The organism is Pseudidiomarina salilacus (assembly GCF_047323925.1).
GTDB lineage: Bacteria > Pseudomonadota > Gammaproteobacteria > Enterobacterales > Alteromonadaceae > Pseudidiomarina > Pseudidiomarina salilacus.
In genome coordinates, this window is record NZ_CP178751.1 from 716,528 (window position 1) to 736,986 (window position 20,459).

The 20,459-nt window shown below is 49.4% G+C and carries 18 protein-coding genes; 1 reads left to right on the top strand and 17 read right to left on the bottom strand.

Annotation, left to right across the window (positions count from 1 at the left end):
* Position 1: 1 nt before the first annotated feature.
* The 8 genes from fabD to rluC are packed head-to-tail and all read right to left on the bottom strand — an operon-like array spanning position 2 to position 5,951.
* Complete coding sequence (fabD, locus tag ACJ8W9_RS03390; RefSeq protein ID WP_411358489.1) at positions 2–919, bottom strand: ACP S-malonyltransferase; 918 nt, start codon at positions 917–919, stop codon at positions 2–4.
* Positions 920–936: 17 nt separating this feature from the next.
* Positions 937–1,905 (bottom strand): beta-ketoacyl-ACP synthase III, encoded by a 969-nt coding sequence (locus ACJ8W9_RS03395; RefSeq protein ID WP_411360391.1) that lies wholly within the window; start codon positions 1,903–1,905, stop codon positions 937–939.
* An 8-nt stretch (positions 1,906–1,913) separates the two neighbouring features.
* Positions 1,914–2,939 (bottom strand): phosphate acyltransferase PlsX, encoded by a 1,026-nt coding sequence (gene plsX, locus ACJ8W9_RS03400; protein WP_411358491.1) that lies wholly within the window; start codon positions 2,937–2,939, stop codon positions 1,914–1,916.
* A 22-nt stretch (positions 2,940–2,961) separates the two neighbouring features.
* Entirely contained in the window at positions 2,962–3,132 is a 171-nt protein-coding gene (gene rpmF / locus ACJ8W9_RS03405; protein ID WP_126770436.1) for a 50S ribosomal protein L32, read from the bottom strand.
* Positions 3,133–3,151: 19 nt separating this feature from the next.
* Positions 3,152–3,676, bottom strand: coding sequence for a 23S rRNA accumulation protein YceD (gene yceD / locus ACJ8W9_RS03410; protein WP_411358492.1), 525 nt, complete (start codon positions 3,674–3,676; stop codon positions 3,152–3,154).
* A gap of 39 nt (positions 3,677–3,715) precedes the next feature.
* Complete coding sequence (locus tag ACJ8W9_RS03415; RefSeq protein ID WP_411358493.1) at positions 3,716–4,306, bottom strand: Maf family protein; 591 nt, start codon at positions 4,304–4,306, stop codon at positions 3,716–3,718.
* The gene (locus tag ACJ8W9_RS03420; protein ID WP_411358494.1) at positions 4,303–4,998 is read right to left on the bottom strand and encodes an HAD-IA family hydrolase; all 696 of its coding nucleotides are present in this window, start codon (positions 4,996–4,998) and stop codon (positions 4,303–4,305) included. Before ACJ8W9_RS03420 ends, ACJ8W9_RS03415 begins: the two co-directional genes overlap by 4 nt.
* Positions 4,998–5,951 carry a 23S rRNA pseudouridine(955/2504/2580) synthase RluC gene (gene rluC / locus ACJ8W9_RS03425; protein ID WP_411358495.1) on the bottom strand — a complete coding sequence of 318 codons (954 nt, stop codon included), beginning with the start codon at positions 5,949–5,951 and terminating at the stop codon, positions 4,998–5,000. The genes ACJ8W9_RS03420 and rluC overlap by 1 nt, the downstream gene beginning before the upstream one ends.
* Before the next feature lie 512 nt (positions 5,952–6,463).
* On the opposite strand from rluC, the gene rne reads away from it, so the two are divergent.
* Positions 6,464–9,538: a ribonuclease E gene (rne, locus tag ACJ8W9_RS03430; protein ID WP_411360395.1), complete on the top strand. Its 3,075-nt coding sequence runs from the start codon at positions 6,464–6,466 to the stop codon at positions 9,536–9,538.
* A 77-nt stretch (positions 9,539–9,615) separates the two neighbouring features.
* Here the strand turns inward: rne and ACJ8W9_RS03435 are convergent, their stop codons facing one another.
* From ACJ8W9_RS03435 to megL, 9 genes are all read right to left on the bottom strand, one after another.
* Entirely contained in the window at positions 9,616–12,111 is a 2,496-nt protein-coding gene (locus ACJ8W9_RS03435) for a prolyl oligopeptidase family serine peptidase (RefSeq protein WP_411358497.1), read from the bottom strand.
* A gap of 104 nt (positions 12,112–12,215) precedes the next feature.
* A complete protein-coding gene (maiA, locus tag ACJ8W9_RS03440; RefSeq protein WP_411358498.1) occupies positions 12,216–12,857 on the bottom strand; it encodes a maleylacetoacetate isomerase in 642 nt (213 codons plus the stop codon).
* A 16-nt stretch (positions 12,858–12,873) separates the two neighbouring features.
* On the bottom strand, positions 12,874–13,899 hold the full coding sequence (locus tag ACJ8W9_RS03445) for a fumarylacetoacetate hydrolase family protein (protein WP_411358499.1): 1,026 nt from the start codon (positions 13,897–13,899) through the stop codon (positions 12,874–12,876).
* 15 nt (positions 13,900–13,914) lie between these two features.
* Complete coding sequence (locus tag ACJ8W9_RS03450) at positions 13,915–15,048, bottom strand: homogentisate 1,2-dioxygenase (RefSeq protein ID WP_411358500.1); 1,134 nt, start codon at positions 15,046–15,048, stop codon at positions 13,915–13,917.
* A complete protein-coding gene (hppD, locus tag ACJ8W9_RS03455) occupies positions 15,041–16,117 on the bottom strand; it encodes a 4-hydroxyphenylpyruvate dioxygenase (RefSeq protein WP_411360398.1) in 1,077 nt (358 codons plus the stop codon). Before hppD ends, ACJ8W9_RS03450 begins: the two co-directional genes overlap by 8 nt.
* A 209-nt stretch (positions 16,118–16,326) precedes the next feature.
* Positions 16,327–17,901, bottom strand: a complete 1,575-nt coding sequence (tyrR, locus tag ACJ8W9_RS03460) for a transcriptional regulator TyrR (protein ID WP_411358502.1) — start codon at positions 17,899–17,901, stop codon at positions 16,327–16,329.
* Between the two features lie 119 nt (positions 17,902–18,020).
* Positions 18,021–18,365: a 4a-hydroxytetrahydrobiopterin dehydratase gene (locus tag ACJ8W9_RS03465; protein ID WP_034729225.1), complete on the bottom strand. Its 345-nt coding sequence runs from the start codon at positions 18,363–18,365 to the stop codon at positions 18,021–18,023.
* An 18-nt stretch (positions 18,366–18,383) separates the two neighbouring features.
* Positions 18,384–19,178, bottom strand: coding sequence for a phenylalanine 4-monooxygenase (gene phhA, locus ACJ8W9_RS03470; RefSeq protein ID WP_034729223.1), 795 nt, complete (start codon positions 19,176–19,178; stop codon positions 18,384–18,386).
* A complete protein-coding gene (gene megL / locus ACJ8W9_RS03475) occupies positions 19,171–20,418 on the bottom strand; it encodes a methionine gamma-lyase (RefSeq protein ID WP_411358503.1) in 1,248 nt (415 codons plus the stop codon). The genes phhA and megL overlap by 8 nt, the downstream gene beginning before the upstream one ends.
* Positions 20,419–20,459 lie beyond the last annotated feature (41 nt).

Genomic DNA, 20,459 nt, shown 5'->3' on the forward strand with positions numbered 1-20,459 from the left:
ATTAAACCCTTGCTTGAATTGCGTCAACCGTATTGACCGCATCACCTTCAAGTGACTTATCAATACGTTTGTTTAAGCCCGTTAATACTTTACCCGGACCGATTTCATACACCTCAGTAACGCCCTGCTTCACCAAATGCTGTACCGTCTCAGTCCAGCGTACTGGCGAGTATAGTTGGCGCACCAGTGCATCACGAATGGCATCACTATCGCGTTCTTCTTTTACGTCAACATTATTGACCACTGGAATATTCGGTGTGCGTAAGGTGATTTTGCCCAACTCAACCGCGAGTTGTTGCGCTGCTGGCTGCATCAAAGCGCAATGCGATGGCACACTAACCGGTAACGGTAGAGCTCGCTTTGCACCGCGTTCTTTACATGCATCACCCGCTCGCTGCACCGCTTCGGCATGCCCAGCAATGACAACTTGACCCGGAGAATTGTAGTTGACCGCGCTGACCACTTGGTCGCCGGCAGCCGCTGCGCAGGCTTCTTCAACTAAAGCATCGTCGAGACCAATGATGGCAGCCATCGCGCCTACCCCGGCAGGTACAGCTTGTTGCATGAACTCACCGCGTTTCGCCACTAGAGCTACGGCGTCGGTAAACTCCATACAACCACTACAAACGAGTGCCGAATATTCTCCTAAACTATGACCGGCCATCCACTCAGGTGCAACAACGCCCTGTGCTTCAAGTACGCGGTAAAGCGCAACACTGGCGGCTAACAGAGCTGGTTGCGTGCGATGGGTTTCGTTTAACTTTTCTGCTGGACCTGCTTGCACCAGTTCCCACAAATCGTAACCGAGAACCGCACTGGCTTCAGCAAATGTCGCCTCTACTTGCGGGTAAACAGCTGCTACATCAGCGAGCATTCCAACCGCTTGTGAACCTTGTCCAGGAAATACATAAGCACGCATACTTCAATCCTTTTTTATTAATAGCGAACCAGTGCCGAGCCCCAGGCGAAACCGCCGCCAAAAGCTTCCAGTAGTACACTTTGTCCGCGTTGAATTCTGCCATCACGCACGGCCACATCCAGTGCAATGGGTACCGATGCTGCTGAGGTATTTCCCGTATCAGCAAGCGTTGTAACCACCTGCGCCATTGGCATTTTTAACTTTTTCGCTGTTGCTTTAATAATCCGCAAATTAGCCTGATGTGGCACCAGCCAATCGAGATCTTCTGCCTGCATATTATTCGCGCGCAGCGTCTCGGTAACCAGCTCACTCAGTTTGCTTACCGCAACTTTAAACACCTCATTGCCTTTCATGTACATCCAAGCTTCACTGAGTGCTTCAGGTGCTTGTTGGCTATGGCGCTGCGGATGCTGTACGCCCAGTAAATCAGCAAACTCGCCGGCGCTGTTCAAGTGGGTCGACAAAATACCCGGCCTCTTACTGGCACTGACCACAACAGCTCCAGCGCCATCGCCGAATAACACAATGGTATTGCGATCGTCCGGTCGACACAAGCGTGACAGAACATCGGTGCCGATCACCAAGACGTTACGATAAGTACCACTGCGAACGTATTGATCGGCCACGCTCAGCGCAAAAATAAAACCCGAGCAGGCTGCCGCTACGTCAAAAGCCGGAATGTTTTTATCGGTGAGCGCTGCTTGAATTTCACAAGCAACACTTGGAAATGCGCGCTCGTTTGAGGTGGTCGCTACGACAATAAGATCGAGTTCATGCGCTTGTAGATTGGCCTGCTCCAATGCGCGTCGGGCAGCAACCACACCCATTGAAGCGGCGTTTTCGCTCGGCCCTGCGATGTGTCGTTGATGAATACCGGTGCGCTCAACAATCCATTCATGGGATGTCTCTACGCGTTGTTCCAGCATGGCGTTAGTCAGGCGAGTTTCCGGCAAGTAATGACCGGTGCCTGCAATGCTTGCAAACATAAGAACCTTTATTCTTGTTCTAGGAGTACGTGTTCTACCTGGTCGCGAATACGCGTCGGTAGATCCTGTTGCGCCTCTTCTACGGCTTGTGCGATCGCACTCAAAAAGGCTTTGGCGTTCGCATCACCGTGACTTTTTATCACGACGCCACGCAATCCTATCAAACTTGCACCGTTATAGTGGTCGGGCTTCAACCAATCCCACGAACGTTGCAACCGACTATAGAACAATTTTACAAACCAACGTGTCATCCAATGTGCATTGATATTGGCACGAATGTTATTCAACAATAAATCGGCAAGACCTTCACAGCTTTTTAGTGCGATATTGCCAACAAAACCGTCACAAACGATAACGTCAGCTTTATCCGCAAATAAGTCATCGCCCTCAATAAAACCGATGTAGTTCACCGAAGGAGAATTCTGCAGTAACTGCGCGGTTGCTTTAACCACATCATTGCCTTTGATATCCTCTTCACCCATATTCAACAAAGCCACTCGCGGCTTATCGATATGCAGAACATGGCGCGCCGCTTGTGAACCCATTACGCCAAATTGAAATAAGGTGTCAGAATCACAAACTGGATTCGCGCCTAAGTCCAATAAAAATGAGCTTTTTCCTGAGGCCTGAGGGATCGCCGACATCAAAGCCGGCCGCAAAACACCTGGTAATGTTTTCAGCGCAAAATAAGCTTTGGTCATGAGCGCACCGGTGTTACCTGCACTCACGCACGCAGCAGCATCACCACTGGCAACTAAATCAAGCGCGATGCGCATCGAAGAATCTGGTTTGGCACGCAACGAATAGCCCGGCTTGTCGGTCATGGCGACCGTTTGGCTTGCGTGTTTCAAGGTAATACGAGGATGGGTATCAAGTTGCTGTTGTTGCAGCAATGGCAACAACTCTGCTTCATCACCTACAACGATAAAGTGAACTTCAGCAAATTCGCTTAACGCACTTTGCAGTGCAGCAATAACAATTGAGGGGCCATGATCGCCCCCCATTGCATCAAGTGCCAGTGTCAGTGCGGCCATAGCCTCACTTCCAAGATCTGGTTTACTTGTTAACGACTTTACGGCCTTTGTAGAAACCGTCAGCTGTTACATGGTGACGACGATGCGTTTCACCAGATGTAGAGTCAACCGACAGTGTAGGGCCGCTCAGTGCATCGTGAGAACGACGCATGTCGCGCTTTGAACGCGTTTTCCGATTCTGTTGTACAGCCATTTTACGCTATCTCCTAAGTTTATTTACGCTTTAACTCTTGCAACACCGCGAAAGGGTTATCCTTTTCTTGTGGCGCGTCATCAATGTCGCCCCACTGCATTGCGTTACTATCAATCCGACATTCGCGCTCATCGTGTTTAACCACAACAGGCATTGCCAATATCAGTTCATCTTCAACCATTCGATGCAGGTTAACTTCGCCAAGCTCGTCCAACTCAAACGGCTCGTACTCACTCGGCATGTCGGTGGCCGTTTGTCGACGCGTTACTGGTGCATAAATAAACTCGCTCGCGAGTTCAACCGCCATGGGGTCGCCACAACGCTCACACGCAACAGTTACGCCAACATTCGCCTGCCCTTTAATGTGCTTTATTCCTTGCGCGTCGATTGCAAAAGCAAGCTCGACGTCAACATCAGCACAGGGCTTGACTAATAATTCCTGTAAACGGGTTAAGTTCTGCCCTGGCACTAAGCCAACGTAGCTCAACTGTTTACTGGCACTTTTTACCGGATCAACCGAAATGGGTATACGAACCTTCTGCATAGGGCGCGAATCTTATAGGAATCAGAGTGTGAAAACAAGTTATTTTCGAATAACTAATGGGTTGATGTGCCACTTGCGCAACATCGCTAAAAGTTTAATCAAAGGTAAGCCGATCAAGCTGTTCGGGTCATCTCCCTGCATCTTTTCAAACAGGCTAATACCTAAACCTTCACTTTTAAAGCTTCCAGCACAATTCAATGGCTGCTCGAGCTCGACATAACCTTGAATTTCGGCATCGCTTAACTGTCGGAACTGCACCGCAAACGGTTCTACGCAAGACTGCAATGCCTGATTCTCGCTATCATAAACGGCAAGTCCAGTGTAAAACGTCACGGCTTTACCGTTTGCCGCCTGTAATTGACTGATGGCATTGGCAACACTGCCCGGTTTGCCCAATATTTTGTCGCCAACCACTGCAACTTGATCCGAACCAATCAATACATGCTTTGGGAATTGCTCACGCAATGCTTGTGCTTTGGCGATAGCTAAGCGCTCGACCAGTGCTTGTGCAGTTTCATTCGCACGTGGCGTTTCGTCGACCTGTGGGGCGGCAGTTATAAAATCCGGTAACACTCGCTCGAGTAACATGCGGCGATAAGGTGAAGTGGAAGCGAGGACGATAGGTTTCATGCGTGCTCTCCTTTACTCCAATGATTTGCTTCTGCTCTGACCGCTTTCACTTGCTCGGCAAATGATTGCCAGCTAGAGAGAACTTGTAAAGGTTCGAATGCCTGCAATTGTGCTGCTGAATGGACACCAAAATCAACACCCATACGATCCATTTGCGCCGCTTGCGCCATGCGCAAATCATGAATTGAGTCACCGATCATCAGTGCATCTTGCACCTGACAGCCGGCCTCTTCAACTAGCTCGAATAACATTTTCGGGCTTGGCTTGGATTCTGTTTCGTCAGCACAGCGTGAATAATCAAACAGCTTACCAATACCGGTTTCTTGCCAAACCCGGTCGAGGCCTCGCCGCGCTTTCCCAGTAGCTACGGCAAGTTGTACGCCCTGCTCTTTTAAATTACCCAGCATTTCTGGAACATAAGGAAATAAGGGCGTTGGCGTTGGATCTAATTGCACGTACTGATCGCGATAGACGTCGAGAAACTGCGTATGCTGGGCTTCATCAAGCCGACCAAATAAACGTTCAATCGCTGGCTGCAGGCTTAGGCCGATAATATCGCGTACTGCAACTTCCGTGGGTACCGGAAGTTGCAATTCTTGCGCGGTCGCCCGCATTGAGGAAACGATGCGCCCCACTGAATCCATCAGGGTGCCATCCCAATCGAAAATAATGAGTTGATACGGCTTTTTCACTACTCAACCTTTTCTAACTTTTTAAGCGTGTCACGTAACTCTGCATCAAGTGGTGCAGTGACATGTATTTGTTTGCCGGTTTGCGGGTGCGCAAAACGTAATTCATGAGCATGCAAGAACAAGCGATTTAAACCTAAATCGCGCATGGCCTGATCAAACACTTGATCACCATATTTGGGATCACAGGCGATTGGATGCCCAGCATGTAACGCATGCACCCGAATTTGATGGGTACGCCCGGTAATCGGCGAAGCTTCGACCAAACTGCAATTGGCAAACACGCGTTGTACACGAAAACGTGTTTCAGAAGGCTTTCCCGCTGCATCGACCCGCACCATCCGCTCACCTGACTGCAAGGTGTTCTTGAGTAACGGCGCAGCAATGAACTTCACGTGCGCTTGCCAATGCCCACGAACCAAGGCTAAATAGCGCTTATCCATGGTTTTTTCGCGCAATTGCTCGTGTAATGAACGTAATGCAGAGCGACGCTTCGAGACCAAAATGCAGCCACTGGTCTCACGGTCGAGACGGTGCACTAGTTCTAAATGTTTGGCATCAGGACGCAATGCACGCAAGCTTTCAATCAAGCCAAACTGTAAGCCAGAACCACCATGTACCGCCAAGCCTGCGGGCTTGTTTAACACCAACAGGACATCGTCTTCATATAAGATGTGGTCATTGAGTGCTTGCACTGCGCTTAAGTTTGCCGATGGCAGCGGATTTTTCTCCGCCACTCGGACCGGTGGAATCCGTACTTCATCACCGGCTTGCAGGCGGTAATCAGGTTTCGCACGCTTTTTATTTACGCGCACTTCTCCTTTGCGCAAGATGCGGTACACCATTGATTTGGGTACGCCTCGCAATTGCGCAAGCAGAAAATTATCGATGCGCTGGTCGGCATAATCAGGTTCGATCGTCACCCACCGCACTTGTTGTTGAATTTGTTCGCTCATGGCGCGCAGTTTATCATTTTCCGTTTTTTTGCGCTGCAAATTTGCAGTTTTATTTTAGCTTGTGCCGAGTTACCTATTCGTGGGATAATGAACTGCCGGAAAAAGCCGCACCGGTGACATTGAGAGCGGTACACAGCTGCAGCATTAGAGCGCAGACTGTGCGAAAAATGAAAGCAAACAGATTAGCGAAGTAACTTGGTATCAGGTGTGCACATCATCGCCACCTCATCCACTTCAGTATACGACGAACAAAACGTCGAGATACTGAAAGCATGGAACCAGAACGAACCAAGTTGCATAAAAGTCAAAGCATAAGGCTGCGACACGGTACGAACACAAGCGTATTTCGGCTTGGTAACCTATTGCATGCTTCACGTCACAGCAGTTCACTGACGGGAGGCCATATCACACGCTGCGATAGCGCGATGGCAGACGACAATTCAAACTCGAAATAGCGATGGCGCAAACGCCTTCGTACTGTGTTGTGGCAAACCAGATAAAGAGTCACAACCATGAAAAGAATGTTAATCAATGCAACGCAGCAAGAAGAGCTGCGTGTTGCTTTGGTCGACGGGCAAAAACTTTACGATTTAGACATCGAAAGCCCAGGCCACGAACAAAAGAAAGCGAATATTTATAAGGGTAAAATCACCCGTATCGAGCCTAGCCTTGAGGCTGCATTTGTTGACTATGGCGCTGAGCGTCATGGCTTTCTCCCCCTCAAAGAAATCGCTAAAACCTATTTCCCTGCTAACTACACTTTCTCAGGCCGTCCGAACATTAAAGACGTGGTCAAAGAAGGTCAGGAAGTTATTGTCCAAATCGACAAAGAAGAACGTGGACAAAAAGGCGCCGCCCTCACCACTTTCATCTCGTTAGCTGGTAGCTATTTAGTGCTGATGCCAAATAATCCGCGTGCTGGTGGTATTTCACGCCGCATCGAAGGCGATGAGCGGACAGAACTGAAAGATGCCATGAGCGATCTACAAATTCCTGATGGCATGGGACTCATCGTTCGTACCGCTGGCGTCGGTAAATCCGCTGAAGAGCTCGAATGGGACTTGAACGTTCTAGTGCATCATTGGCAAGCGATTGAGAAAGCAGCTGCGCAACGCCCTGCTCCGTTTCTTATTCATCAAGAAAGCAACGTGGTATTCCGCGCCATTCGCGACTATTTGCGTCGTGATATTGGTGAGGTGCTGATCGATAATCCAAGTTTATTCGAACAGATTCGCGACCATGTGCAACTGATTCGCCCTGACTTTGTCAACCGCGTCAAAGTTTATCAAGGCGATGTTCCACTGTTTAACCATTATCAAATTGAAAGCCAAATCGAATCGGCGTTTCAACGTGAAGTGCGTCTGCCATCAGGTGGCTCGATTGTTATCGACCCCACTGAAGCATTGACCTCTATCGATATCAACTCTGCCCGGGCGACTAAGGGTGGTGATATCGAAGAGACTGCATTCCAAACTAACTTAGAAGCAGCCGAAGAAATTGCCCGCCAATTGCGTTTACGTGATGTCGGAGGCTTGGTGGTCATCGACTTTATCGATATGACCCCAGCGAAGCACCAGCGCGAAGTTGAGAATCGTCTGCGCGACAGTTTGAAACAAGACCGTGCACGCATTCAAGTCACCCGGATTTCTCGCTTTGGCCTACTAGAAATGTCGCGTCAGCGTTTGCGTCCGTCGTTAGGCGAGTCATCGAACCACGTTTGCCCGCGTTGTAGCGGTCAAGGCACCATTCGTTCTGCCGAATCACTCGCCTTGTCAATTCTGCGTCTCATTGAAGAAGAAGCGCTTAAAGACAACACGATTCAAATACAAGCGCAGGTTCCGGTAACGGTCGCCACCTACTTGCTTAACGAAAAACGTGCGTCCATTGCTGAAATAGAAAAGCGTCATTCAGTTTCCGTGTTGGTGATTCCAAACCAACATTTAGAAACGCCGCACTTCGATGTCAAACGTTTGCGTAACGATGAACTTGAACAAGCAAACAGCTTTACGCTGATCGAGAAACCAGAAGATACCAGTACCGAGATTGTCTTAAATAAAGACAAGCCTGGATTTGAAGAGCCTGCGTTGAAAGGTTTGCAAGCTCCAGCAGCGCCTGCTCCAGCACCTGCTCCAGCACCGGCTGAGAAAGCAAAGGCTGATGCTCCCTCACTCTTTGCCCGCATTGGTAAATGGTTGGCCGGTCTATTCGGCAGTAATGAAGACGAAAGTGAGCAGCAAAAACAACAACAAAACCAACGTCGCTCATCGCAAAGTCGCGATAACAACCAACGTCGCGGCAATCGCAATTCTCGTGGCAACTCGCGTCGTCGCAATAACAATCGTGGCCGTAAGCCTGACGATGAGCAAAAAGCGAAGACAGATAAGCCAGACGCTGAGCAGCAAGATACCAGCAATAACAAGCCAAACGAGAAAAAATCTGAACGCGGTGGTAGCCGTCGTGGCGGTCGTGGACGTAATCGTTCTGCTGCGAAAGACACACAAAAAGACACTAACGCAGCTGCAGAAGCGACGGCTGATGAGAAAGCCACTACTGAGACTAAGACAGAGACTAAGAGTGCAACGCCTAAGCCACGTCGTCAGCGTCGTAAGCTCGATAAATCAGTTCGGATGAGCAGCGATAAAGCGAGTGAAACGAACAAGCCAGTGGCAACTGATGTTGAGGCAAAACCAACTGATACTGCCGAAGCTGAAGCAAAACCAACCACTGTTGCTGAAGCTGATGTGAAGCAAGCTGAAACAGTCGATGCAAGCAACCCGGGCACGGCAGAGCCAGCTGTAGCAGAAACCACTGCAACTGAAGCAACGGTGCCTGAGGCAACCGAGGGTGCTGATAGCGAAGCCACTGACGAAACCAGCGATGCTGGCAAAGAAAAACGTGGTCGTAACCGTTCGCGTCGTAGTCCGCGCCATCAACGTGCAGCGGGCCAACGCCGCAAAGCCGAGGCTGAAGCTGAAGCCGAGTCTGAAACGGATACAGCACAAGGTCAGCTGGAAATGCCAATCGAAGCAGATGCCTCAGCGGCAGAAGCACCAGTGGAGCAAGCACCACCAACGGCACCCACAGAGCAAGTAGAAGCGCCCGCTACTGTGGCTAAACCTGAAACTGAAGCTGAAGCTGAAGCTGAAGAACCGCAATCTGAGACTGACAAAGCTGAATCAGTAGCTGAGCCTGAAGCACCTGTAAAAGCTGAGGCGCAAAGTGAAGTTGCAACTGAAACTACATCGGCAGCAGTTGAACCAACCGTTGAAGCAGCTAAGACAGAAGCAGCCGAAGAAGTTGTTAAAGAAGTTCCGACCGCAGCAGCTGAAACTGAAGAAACGGCCGCGGAAACAACTCCAGCAGCAACAACTTCAGCTCCAGCCAAGCAGCGTAAAACAGTTGGCACAGCGATTTCTGCACCTATGGCGAAAGCTGCAGCACAACCGCGCACTGATGCGTTTCAAGCATTGAATGCCGCCAGTGATGATGCGCGTAAGCCGTTTAACAAGGCAACCAGCGTTGCAAGTTTGACGCAGGCGCGTGCGCAGGCGCAATCAACAATGACTAAGTGCACGCCGACTAGCTAACACAACGCTATAAGAGCACATAAAAAAACCGTAGTCAGTTCAACTGACTACGGTTTTTTATTAGCATTTCAAAAATCTTATTTGAGGTTTTCTTCAAATAACTCAAAGATGCGACGGTATTCATCTAGCCAGCTTGACGGCTGACGGAATCCGTGCGGCTCAACTGGGAAGATAGCAGTTTCGAAATCTTCTTTTTCGTGTTCAATCAGACGTTGGACTAAACGCACACTGTCTTGGAAGAACACGTTGTCATCCACCATCGGCGAATTGATCAAAAGCGCGTCTTCTAAACCTTCAGTAAAGTAAATCGGCGAACTACGGCGATAGGCAATAGGATCATCGTCTGGCAGATTCAAGATGTTCGACGTATAACCGGTATTGTAATGGGCCCAATCAGAGACAGGCCGCAGCGCTGCACCTGCTTTAAACAAACCAGGTTCGTTGAACAACGCCATAAAGGTCAGGAAGCCACCATAAGAACCGCCATAAGTACCCATGCGCTCGGTGTCCACGTTGGTGTTCTCACCAGCCCACTTCACCACGTCAACCAAATCTTCAACTTCTGGTGTGCCCATTTGACGATAGATAGCGGTACGCCAATCACGGCCGTAGCCTTTCGAACCACGGTAATCGAGATCGAGTACGACATAGCCCTGCCGATTTAAGAAGGTATGGAACATAAACTCGCGTTGATAGCCTGACCAACCGGCATGTGCATTTTGCAGATAGCCAGCACCGTGAATAAATACCACTGCAGGATACTTCTCGGCGCGCTGCGGATCATAGTCTTCCGGATAGTAAACTCGGGTATAAATCGGCTCATCTACATGGCTTGACGGAACTGGCACAATTTCTGGCACGGTCCAATCAATCGCTTGCCACTGTTCAGTTACGGTATGGGTTAAGCGTTGTGCGGTTGCTGTTCCAGAAAGATCTTGCACGTAAACCTCATTCGGCTGCAAGGCATTCGAGTATTCCAACAAAACTTTATCGCCTTGTGGACTTACTTCGAAGCTAGCAACGATGCCGTCAAGATCAGTCAGTTGCTCAACTTCACCGCCCGCTAAGCTCACCCGATACAGCTCATAAATTCCTGGATGATCTTCATTTGCTGTGAAGTACAAGTGACCGGTTTGAGCATCCACAGTTGGATTTTCGGTGACAAACTTTCCTGCCGTCAGCTGTTGTTTCTCGCCACCAAGCTGTTTGGTATACAAGTGAGCATAGCCATCTTCCTCACTTTGGAACCAAATACGATCAGCGCTATTTGGCACAAAATCGAATTCGTTATGGGTGTAGTTAATCCATGCTTCGTCGTGCAACCGATGCTCGTTCACCAATTGCTTGCCGGCGAAGTCGACACTGGCGATCCAGCGATCTTTGTTATCCCAAGCTTCGAGCATCACAACCGCATTTTCACCATTGTCCGACCAGCGAATCGCGCCTTCTTGCCAGCCCCAATCTTGCATTAAGGTGATAGCACGTGGTGCCTCTTTTGCTTCGTAGGTTTTACCTTGCGCCTCATGGTTTTCGGCTTTCACCTCAGCGAGCACGTCTTCATTCCAACCCGGTAAGGTGTTGTAGGTGAATTCAGACTGCTGACCCGTAGTCAAATCAAGCATCATTAAGCGATGCGAAACTGGCTTAGCATCAGCAACGCGACGGCGCACCGATTCAGCCTTCACCCGGCCATCTTCAGCGACATAATTCGGCATGATGTCACCGTCGTCACGCCAGCTAGCAGGCTCGCTGATCGCCACGAGCATTTTGTCGCCGGCTGGCGATAAGCTAGCGGCAACTACTTGGGTGTTTTTCCCTAAATAGAACGACTGCGGCGCCAGAGTTGGATTTTCAGCTTGCAGTTGTTCTTGATAATCGGCGCGCTCTTGCCGATCACGACGTTCTTTTTGCACAAACTCAATCAAATCAACTTGTTCTTTGGCGATAAAGTCTTTTGGCGCGGCGACGGCGTCCGGTTTATCGGCATTGGCTAACGAGGCAATTTGTTGAGTGATGCCAGTAACCGGGTCGACTTTGAAAAAATCGTTCCCTTGACGATAAGCAAGCTGCCCATCGGCTAAAAACATCAGTTGCGATTGTCGTGCTTCGTCCCGCGTGAGTTGCTTAACGTCACCCTTGGTCATATCGCGAACAAACACATTACCTTCAAAGGTATAGGCCAGCATTTCACGGTTGGCATTGTAAACACCGTCGCTATAGGCATAGTGATGCATGCGCTCGAGTGGTACTTGGTGTGCGTCTTTATCTAATGGCTGATGATACCAGTCATTAATGACGCTACCGGCGCGTTTTTGCTGATAAAGCACACCACTACCGTCAAGCATCCAGTAGGCGTTTGCGGGCGAGCGCGCGACCCAATCCTGATCGGCCATTATTTGTTTAATGGTCAGTTCTGAACTTTCTGCCTGAGTGTTGGCACCACTTGCCACATTGAGTTCAAGCACCTGAGGCGTCACGTTTTGCTGTGCCTGGTTCGCCATCGGCGCTGTTGTTGCAGCGCATGAAGCAGCGACCAATGCGGCAAGCAAAGAAACAGTAAATTTTGTTGTCATTCTTATGCTTCCTAGTTGTGAAATACTTTGTCATTAAAACAAAATGCCCAGCACTATTCGAGCTGGGCATTCAACGCTTGCGATGAAACTAAACTTTCTTGCGATCAGGCTTCGGCATCCGGTTGCTGAGTGGGATGCGCAGCTGCAACCCAGGGCAATTCGAGCAAGCCCTTATAAATTTTTTGCAATAATGGATACGAAGCTAAATCGATGCCAAAACGCTCGGCCGAGAACACTTGTGGTACCAAACACACGTCAGCAAGAGAAAATTCATCACCCACGCAGTAGGTGCCTGATACTTCCTCAAGGTTTTTCTCCAGCGCAGTAAAACTCTGTTGGAACCAGTGATCAAGCCATGCTTGCTTTTGTGCATCAGTGACTTGCAGTTCCTGCTTTAGATACTGTTGCACGCGTAGATTAATCAGTGGTTGTAATTCACTCGCCAAATCTAAAGCGATAGCCCGTATCGCGCCGCGCTGTCGTGGCGCTCCTGGCAAGAGGCTTGGCGTTGGATATTTCTCATCAAGATATTCAATAATCGCCAGCGATTGGTGCAAGATCACTTGACCATCGACCAAGGTAGGAACCAGCCCATTAGGATTCAACTGCCGATACGCTTGCTGATGTTGCTGACCACCGTCTTGCAGCAAATGCACCGGTATATAATTGTAATCAAGCTGTTTGTAATTCAGGGCAATGCGCGCCCGATAACTGGCGCTTGAGCGCCAGTATCCGTATAACTCCATAACCGACTCCGCAGAATTAATCTTGTTCAAGGCGGTATTCCACCACCTTCTGATCAATGCTGCCGAAAATACTTGCACCCGTGTCGTCTACCATTTCAATTTTAATGGTATCGCCGAACTGCATAAAACCGGTTTCTGGTTTGCCATCGCGAATAGTTTCAATCATTCGTACTTCAGCAATACAGCTGTAACCTACACCGCCTTCTGCAATCGCACTACCGTGATCGGTACCCTGCTTGTTCGACACTGTACCCGAGCCGATAATGGCACCAGCACCTAAGTGACGGGTTTTCGCAGCATGGGCAACTAACTGGGCAAAATCAAAAGTCATATCTTCGCCAGCATTCGGTTTGCCAAATGGCTTGCCGTTATAATAGCTCAGAAGTGGCAAATGCACCTTGTTGTCCCGCCATTTTGCGCCCAACTCATCGGGTGTTACGGCGACTGGCGAAAATGCTGACGATGGTTTGGATTGGAAAAACCCGAATCCTTTACCTAATTCATTTGGAATTAAACCACGTAGAGATACGTCGTTGACCAACATTAGCAGACGAATATATTGGCCGGCTTCGTCGGCGCTCACGCCCATCGGGACATCGTCGGTAATGATGGCGATTTCGCCTTCAAAGTCGATTCCCCAAGCAGTATCCGCCATCGCAATGGCATCTTTCGGTCCAAGAAAGTCATCAGATCCGCCTTGATATATCAGTGGATCGGTCCAAAAGCTCGGTGGCATTTCAGCATTACGCGCCTTCCGAACCAACTCCACGTGATTCACATAGGCACTGCCATCGGCCCATTGGTATGCGCGTGGCAGTGGTGATTCACAGAGATTTTCATCGAACGCTTCCGCATCGTCCAGTTCGCCGCTATTGAGTGCTGCGTAAACTTTCTCGAGCTCGGGCGCGATGCCATCCCAATCGTCTAATACTTCCTGCAAAGTTTCTGCCAATGCTGGCACAGCAACCGCATGTTTTAAGTCGCGGCTGACGACCATCAATTGTCCGTCTCGGGTTCCATTTCGATACGTCGCAAATTTCATAAATCAGTTCGCCTTTTAATCTTTCGGTTGCCAGCTATATACATAGTCTGGATTTTCAACACTTGCACACACATCGCCCATGGTGAGCGGATTGCGAGTGTCGAGCATCACGGCAACTTCGTCAGTGAATTTTTTCTTGTATTCACGGCCTGCCTGAAACGCTTTTGGATGAGGCCCGTGGGTAAATCCTGCCGGATGAAAGGTTACCATGCCTTTGTCGATATTGTCGCGGCTAAAGAAGTCGCCTTCATGGTAGAACAACACCTCATCGTAGTCGTCGTTGTTGTGGTAGAAGGGTACTTTCAGTGCGCCTGGGTCCGATTCAATAGGGCGTGGCACAAAAGTACAAACCACAAAACCGTCCGCCACAAAGGTAGTATGCGCCGATGGTGGCAAATGGTAACGATGGCTCATCAGTGGGCGAATGTCGCGCCAGTTGATCCGCACCGGTGCTAAATCACCATGCCAGCCCACCGCATCAAGCGGGTTGAATGGATAAGTAATGCGCGACACTTTGCCGTGCCGTTTCACTTCAACCACCCACTGCTCTTCGCTGTATTGAGCCTGAAATGCGGCGTCAATATCTGGCGTATCTAAACAGGCTGGGTCGAAAATCGCGTGATTACCCACCAGTCCCTTTTCGGGTAACTGATAAGCACTATTGGTAGCTTCAATCATGACGATTTGCAACGGTTCCAGCGGCTCTAGACGCCATGATGTGGAGCGTGGAATGCTAAAATAATCACCTTTTTCGAGGGTGATATGGCCATAATCACAGAATAACTCGGTACGACCTTCGTGAATAAACAGCAGTTCATCACCATCGGCGTTACGTACCAAGAAATCCATTTTTTCGTGGCAATGCCAAATGCGAAACTTGCATTGTGCATTATGCAATAACAATGGCACTTGCCACGGCGATACCGTGGCAACATTATCGAGTTTGTTGAAGTCGAAGTTGCGGGGACGTAACTCGCCCTCCCATTCACTCCAACCAGTGGGCGCATGGCGATGATGAAAATGCGTCGCTGGGCCAAAAAAACCACTACGCCCAACTTCGCGTTCATAGATCGCCTGCTCCGGAAAATCTGCATGTGCCTGCTTTGAGGTCACACCGACTTGCTTCGGAAAGCTAATCCATTTACGCATCGCTGAGAACTCCTCGACGGATTTGATCTTCTTCTATTGACTCAAACAAGGCTTTGAAATTGCCTTCACCGAAGCCTTCGTTACCCTTGCGCTGAATAATCTCAAAGAACACCGGACCAATCACTGTCTGGGTGAAAATTTGTAGCAAGATACCATCTTTCATTGGCGCACCATCAATCAAAATCTGTAGCTCTTTGAGTTCGTCGAGATTCTCTTCGTGGCCTTCAACGCGTTCATCAACTTTCGCATAGTAGGTATCTGGTGTTGGCATAAAGTCCATACCGATACCGCGCAAATCACGTACTGTTTTGTAGATATTGTCAGTGGTCAAGGCGATATGCTGGATACCTTCGCCGTTGTATTCACGTAGATATTCTTCGATTTGTGATTTGTCATCGTGCGATTCATTGATCGGAATACGAATTTTGCCACATGGACCTGTCATTGCGCGGCTAAGCAGACCGGTTAACTTACCCTCAATGTCGAAGTAACGAATCTCGCGGAAGTTACCAATGCGTTCGTAAAAGCCCGCCCAAGTGTCCATATTGCCGCGGAATACATTGTGCGTCAGGTGATCCACTTCATAAAGGCCCGCAGCGTGATCTTTCATTTTCGCTTTCCAGTCGTCGTAGAAATTAAAATCCTGTGCGTAAACGCCAAGACCTTCGTAGTTATCAACGAAGTACAACACACTCTCACCAATACCGTAAACGGCTGGGAAATCGGCCTCGCCAACACCTAGCTTACGCTCGAACGGTTTCGCACCATTTTCTACCGCATGATTGAATGCTTGCTTGGCATCCTTAACGCGCCAAGCCATACCACAGACACTGGCACCGTGCGATTGCGCAAACTCTTCGGCGTGGCCGCCGACTTCGGCATTAACGATAAAGTTGATGTCATTTTGCTTATAGAGCCAGACTTCCTTGCTCTTATGCTTAGCCACTTCAGTAAAGCCAAGCTTCACAAACAAGTCTTTGAGTGCCGCAACACCCTCGGCATTCGGAGCTGTGTACTCAACGAATTCAAAGCCGTTGGTTTGTAGTGGGTTGTAATTGATGTCGGTCATAGTTATTCGATCCTTTGCTGCTGTAGTTAGAACAATGCTTGCCATAGTTCTACTATGTAGCTGCAGATTCGGCTAGGGACGCGAACTATTCATGGGGATGGTGAAAAACAAGGCAAATCGTAAAGAATTTGATACAGATCAAGATTTGCGGCTGTAGCGGCTCGTTGTTGTAGCATTTTGCATACAACAACGAGTCAAACTGTAAATTTTTATTTACTTACTGTACCTGCACGGGGCTTTTTGCGCTGCTTACCAATCCCGTACTCACGCAGCTTATTCGCTACCGCAGTGTGAGAAAGACCTAGCTTTTTGGCGAGTTGGCGAGTGCTGGGATAACTTGGATACAAACGCCGCAGAATGGTTGCTTCGAACTTTTTCACGGCTTCATCCAGACTTCCTTCTTCTAGATCCACAGCAAGGTTCTCATGCAAGGCCTCGGTCTCTGGTAAATAAATATCACTGGCAGTGAGGCGGTCGCCCTCAAGCATGGAGATTGAGCGAAATAGCACGTTTTCCAACTGCCTCACGTTGCCCGGCCACTGGTAGCGCTGCAATAAGTCGCGACAATCGCGAGTCAACAACACCAAACTACGACCCAAGCGTTGGCAAGCCTGCAAACAGAAGTGTTCCGCGAGCAAATGAATATCCGATTTGCGCTCGCGCAACGGCGGTAACTGCAGACTCAAAACATTGAGACGGTAATAAAGGTCTTCACGAAATACGCCGGCATCAACCCGTTCAAGCAAATCATCACGTGCAGAACAAATGATCCGCACATCAACAGCAACTTCTTGCTCTTCGCCGATGCGGCGGAATTTGCCGTCTTGTATAAACCGCAACAGTTTCGCTTGTAAGCTATTTGACATCTCCCCAACCGCGTCCAACAACACGGTACCGCCATTGGCTTGCTCGAAGATACCTTTCTTAGCTTCAGTATGGGGGCCAAGACTGCCTTTGCCGTGACCAAACAGCTCACTTTCGGCAACGTTATCCGGCAGTGCCGCACAATTCACCGCTAAAAAGGGCTGGCTGACACGTTGACTGGCTTGATGACAAGCACGCGCTAATAATTCCTTACCCACCCCAGTTTCGCCGGTGATCAATAGCGGCACGCTCAATTCTGCCACCCGCCGCGCTTCATTGATCACCCGCTTCATACTGGCATGCTCACCGAGTATCTGGGTAAATGCGTCATGTTGCCCACCGCGTTGCCATTGCCCACTGAGTGGCTGCGGTTTACAGGTTAAAACCGCGCCAGCGAAGCTATCATTACTCTCTTCACCGGCCACCCAAATCGGCATCAGCTCGGCAAAATACTTGGCGCCGTTGATAGTGACTTGGTGCGTGTGGGGTTCCGTCGGCTGCCGTTCAAGCCAGCGCGTCACGTTAAAGCCACTAATCCAGTGGGCTATTGCCGTTCCGGACAATGGCTCACGGGTATCGGACAACAACAGATGCGCCGCCTCATTAACGATGTCGATTTGCCCACGCGCATCGATGGATAACACCGGATCCGGTAATTTATTGAGCAGCAAGCTAAACTCGTAGTGCTCTCGCTCGGATGGCATAAAGGCAACGGTTTTGACGTCTTTGACGTTCGGAATACGGCGGATTTCCGGCATTAAATGCTGGAACTCTTTAAATTCCATTTCGGGGAAATTGAGAAAGATTTTACCTTTCGGGTCAACTTCAATACCGCGTAAATCAATTTCACGGTCGCGCAGGATCTGCAGCACATCTTGGGCTAGACCGAGGCGATCGTCACAGGTGATCTCTAAGCGCATGGCAACTTCTTATCGTTGACTAAAATGTAAACATAAGTATACATAAAAAAGCCTCTGTGAGTCATCCCAACAGAGGCTCATTTCATCGCTTTAGTTACGCAATTGGCGGCGTTTCTAGATCACTCCGCGTCGAGCACGTCGTCCGTGCGCGCGGCCATAATGAAGTCATTTTTGTGCAGGCCATTAATTGCATGGGTCCACCAAGTGACGGTCACTTTCCCCCACTCCGTTACCAAAGTTGGATGGTGGAACTCAGCTTCCGCAACCTCACCCACACGGTTGGTAAACGCGAGCGCTTGCTTGAAGTTTTTAAACTTAAAAACGCGCTCGAGTTGCATCACGCCATCGCGTGCAACGGGCGTCCATTCTGGAATTTCGCGCATCAACTCAGCAAGCTCTTCATCACTTACCTTTGGCGCATCGGCATTACAGGCTTCGCATTTCTGCTGTTTTAAATCACTCATTCATTACTCCAACTACTTTTAAGCTGCATTTTTGGGTGGAAATTTAGGTTCGAATAAGCCGAGCTCCATGGCCTCGCGAACGAGTGCCATAATGTCTAAATCGGCAATTTCAAATAATTGTTCGGTCGATTCTAGGGTGTAGTAAATCGGTTGCATGATATCAATCCGGTACGGCGTACGCAGTGCATCGAGTGGCACCAATGGCTTACGCTCAGGCTTGTCACTATGAATCGCATACTCAGTCTCGCCCGGGGACGATAAGATACCGCCGCCGTAAATACGTAATCCATCTTTGGTATTCAATAAACCGAATTCAACTGTGAACCAATAGAGCCGCGCCAAATAAACCCGCTCTTTGGGTGTCGCATTGAGGCCTAATTTACCGTACTGATGGGTAAAGTGCGCAAACGCCGGATTGGTCAACAATGGGCAATGGCCGAATATTTCGTGAAAAATATCGGGTTCTTGCAAGTAATCGAACTCTTCGCGGGTACGAATAAAAGTCGCCACTGGAAATTGTTTGTTGGCCAACAGCCGAAAGAATTCGTCAAATGGAATCAATGCTGGGACCTGCGCAACTTGCCAACCAGTGGTACTTTCTAATACCCGATTGATCTCATGCAGTTGTGGAATGCGATCCTGCGGTAAGTCTAACAGCTCAAGACCATGCATATATTCGTCACAGGCTTTGCCCGGAATATGTTTTAACTGGCGAGCAACCAAATCGCGCCATACTGCGTTGTCTTCGTCACTCCAGGCGATAATGCCATGTTCGTCTGGCTGGCGTGAAACGTATTGGCTTTGTTTACCCATAAGTCAAAGTTTCCCCTTGTTTTTCTGTATTAGTACTGGTCGCAAAAGTACGCTCAAGCGCTTGCGCCAAATCATTTTGAATATCTGTGACCGCTTCTAGCCCAACGGCGATGCGAATCAAGGTATCGCTGATACCGGCCTTAGCGCGTGCTTCAGGCGTATACGGCGAATGCGTCATCGACGCTGGATGTTGAATCAGAGTTTCGGCATCGCCAAGACTCACTGCTATAGTTATTAATTGTAGACTATCAAGCATGTTACGCGCGTCATCGATGTTACCCTCGAGCTCAAACGCAATCACGGCCCCCGCTCCCTGCATTTGTGTGCCCAACAAAGCTTGCGCTGGATGTCCCGGCAAGCCTGGGTAATAGACCTCGCGCACGTGCGGGTGTTGTTGCAAGAACTCGGCGATCACTTGTGCGTTCTTACAATGGCGTTCCATACGCACATCGAGAGTTTTCAGACCACGCAAAATCAACCAAGCATCATGCGGACTCATGGTTGCCCCCATGTCTTTTAATGTCGTCGCCTTAATTAGCTCGATATCTTCTTGGCTCGCACAAATAACGCCAGCGACGACATCGCCATGCCCATTTAAATATTTGGTCGCACTGTGAATGACGATATCAGCGCCCTGTTTGCGGGGCTGTTGCAACAGCGGCGTCATGAAAGTGTTGTCGACAATCACTCGCGCTTGCCGTTGTTTCGCAATGGCACTAACAGCTGCAATATCTATCACTTTTAAATGGGGATTTGCTGGCGTTTCAATAAACACCATTTTGGTATTTGGCTGCATTGCCGCCTGTACATTGGCGGGATCGGTCATGTCGACAAAATCAACGCTGATACCAAACTTGCGGAATAAGTGCGAAAACAAGGCAAAGCTACAGCCGTAAATGGCATCAGCCACCACTACGTGATCGCCTTGCTGCAAGAATGCGAGCATCGCCGCTGAGACAGCCCCCATACCCGTAGCACTTGCCGCCGCTGCGGGGTAGCCTTCTAAAGCGGCAACCCGTTGTTCGAGTTGATCAATGGTGGGGTTGCCGAGTCGACTGTAAATGTAGCCGCCTTCTTCGCCGGCAAAACGCGCAGATCCTTGCGCCGTATTTGCAAAGGCAAAAGTGGCGGTTTGATAAAGCGGTGCAACCAAAGCACCATGCTCATCCGCGTGTTTTCCCGCGTGGATGGTCATGGTTGCTGGCTGCCATTGCGATTTGTTATTAGGGTTATCGCGCATTGGCAGTATGTCCTCCTGTAGTTGCTCTCAAGAGTGCATGC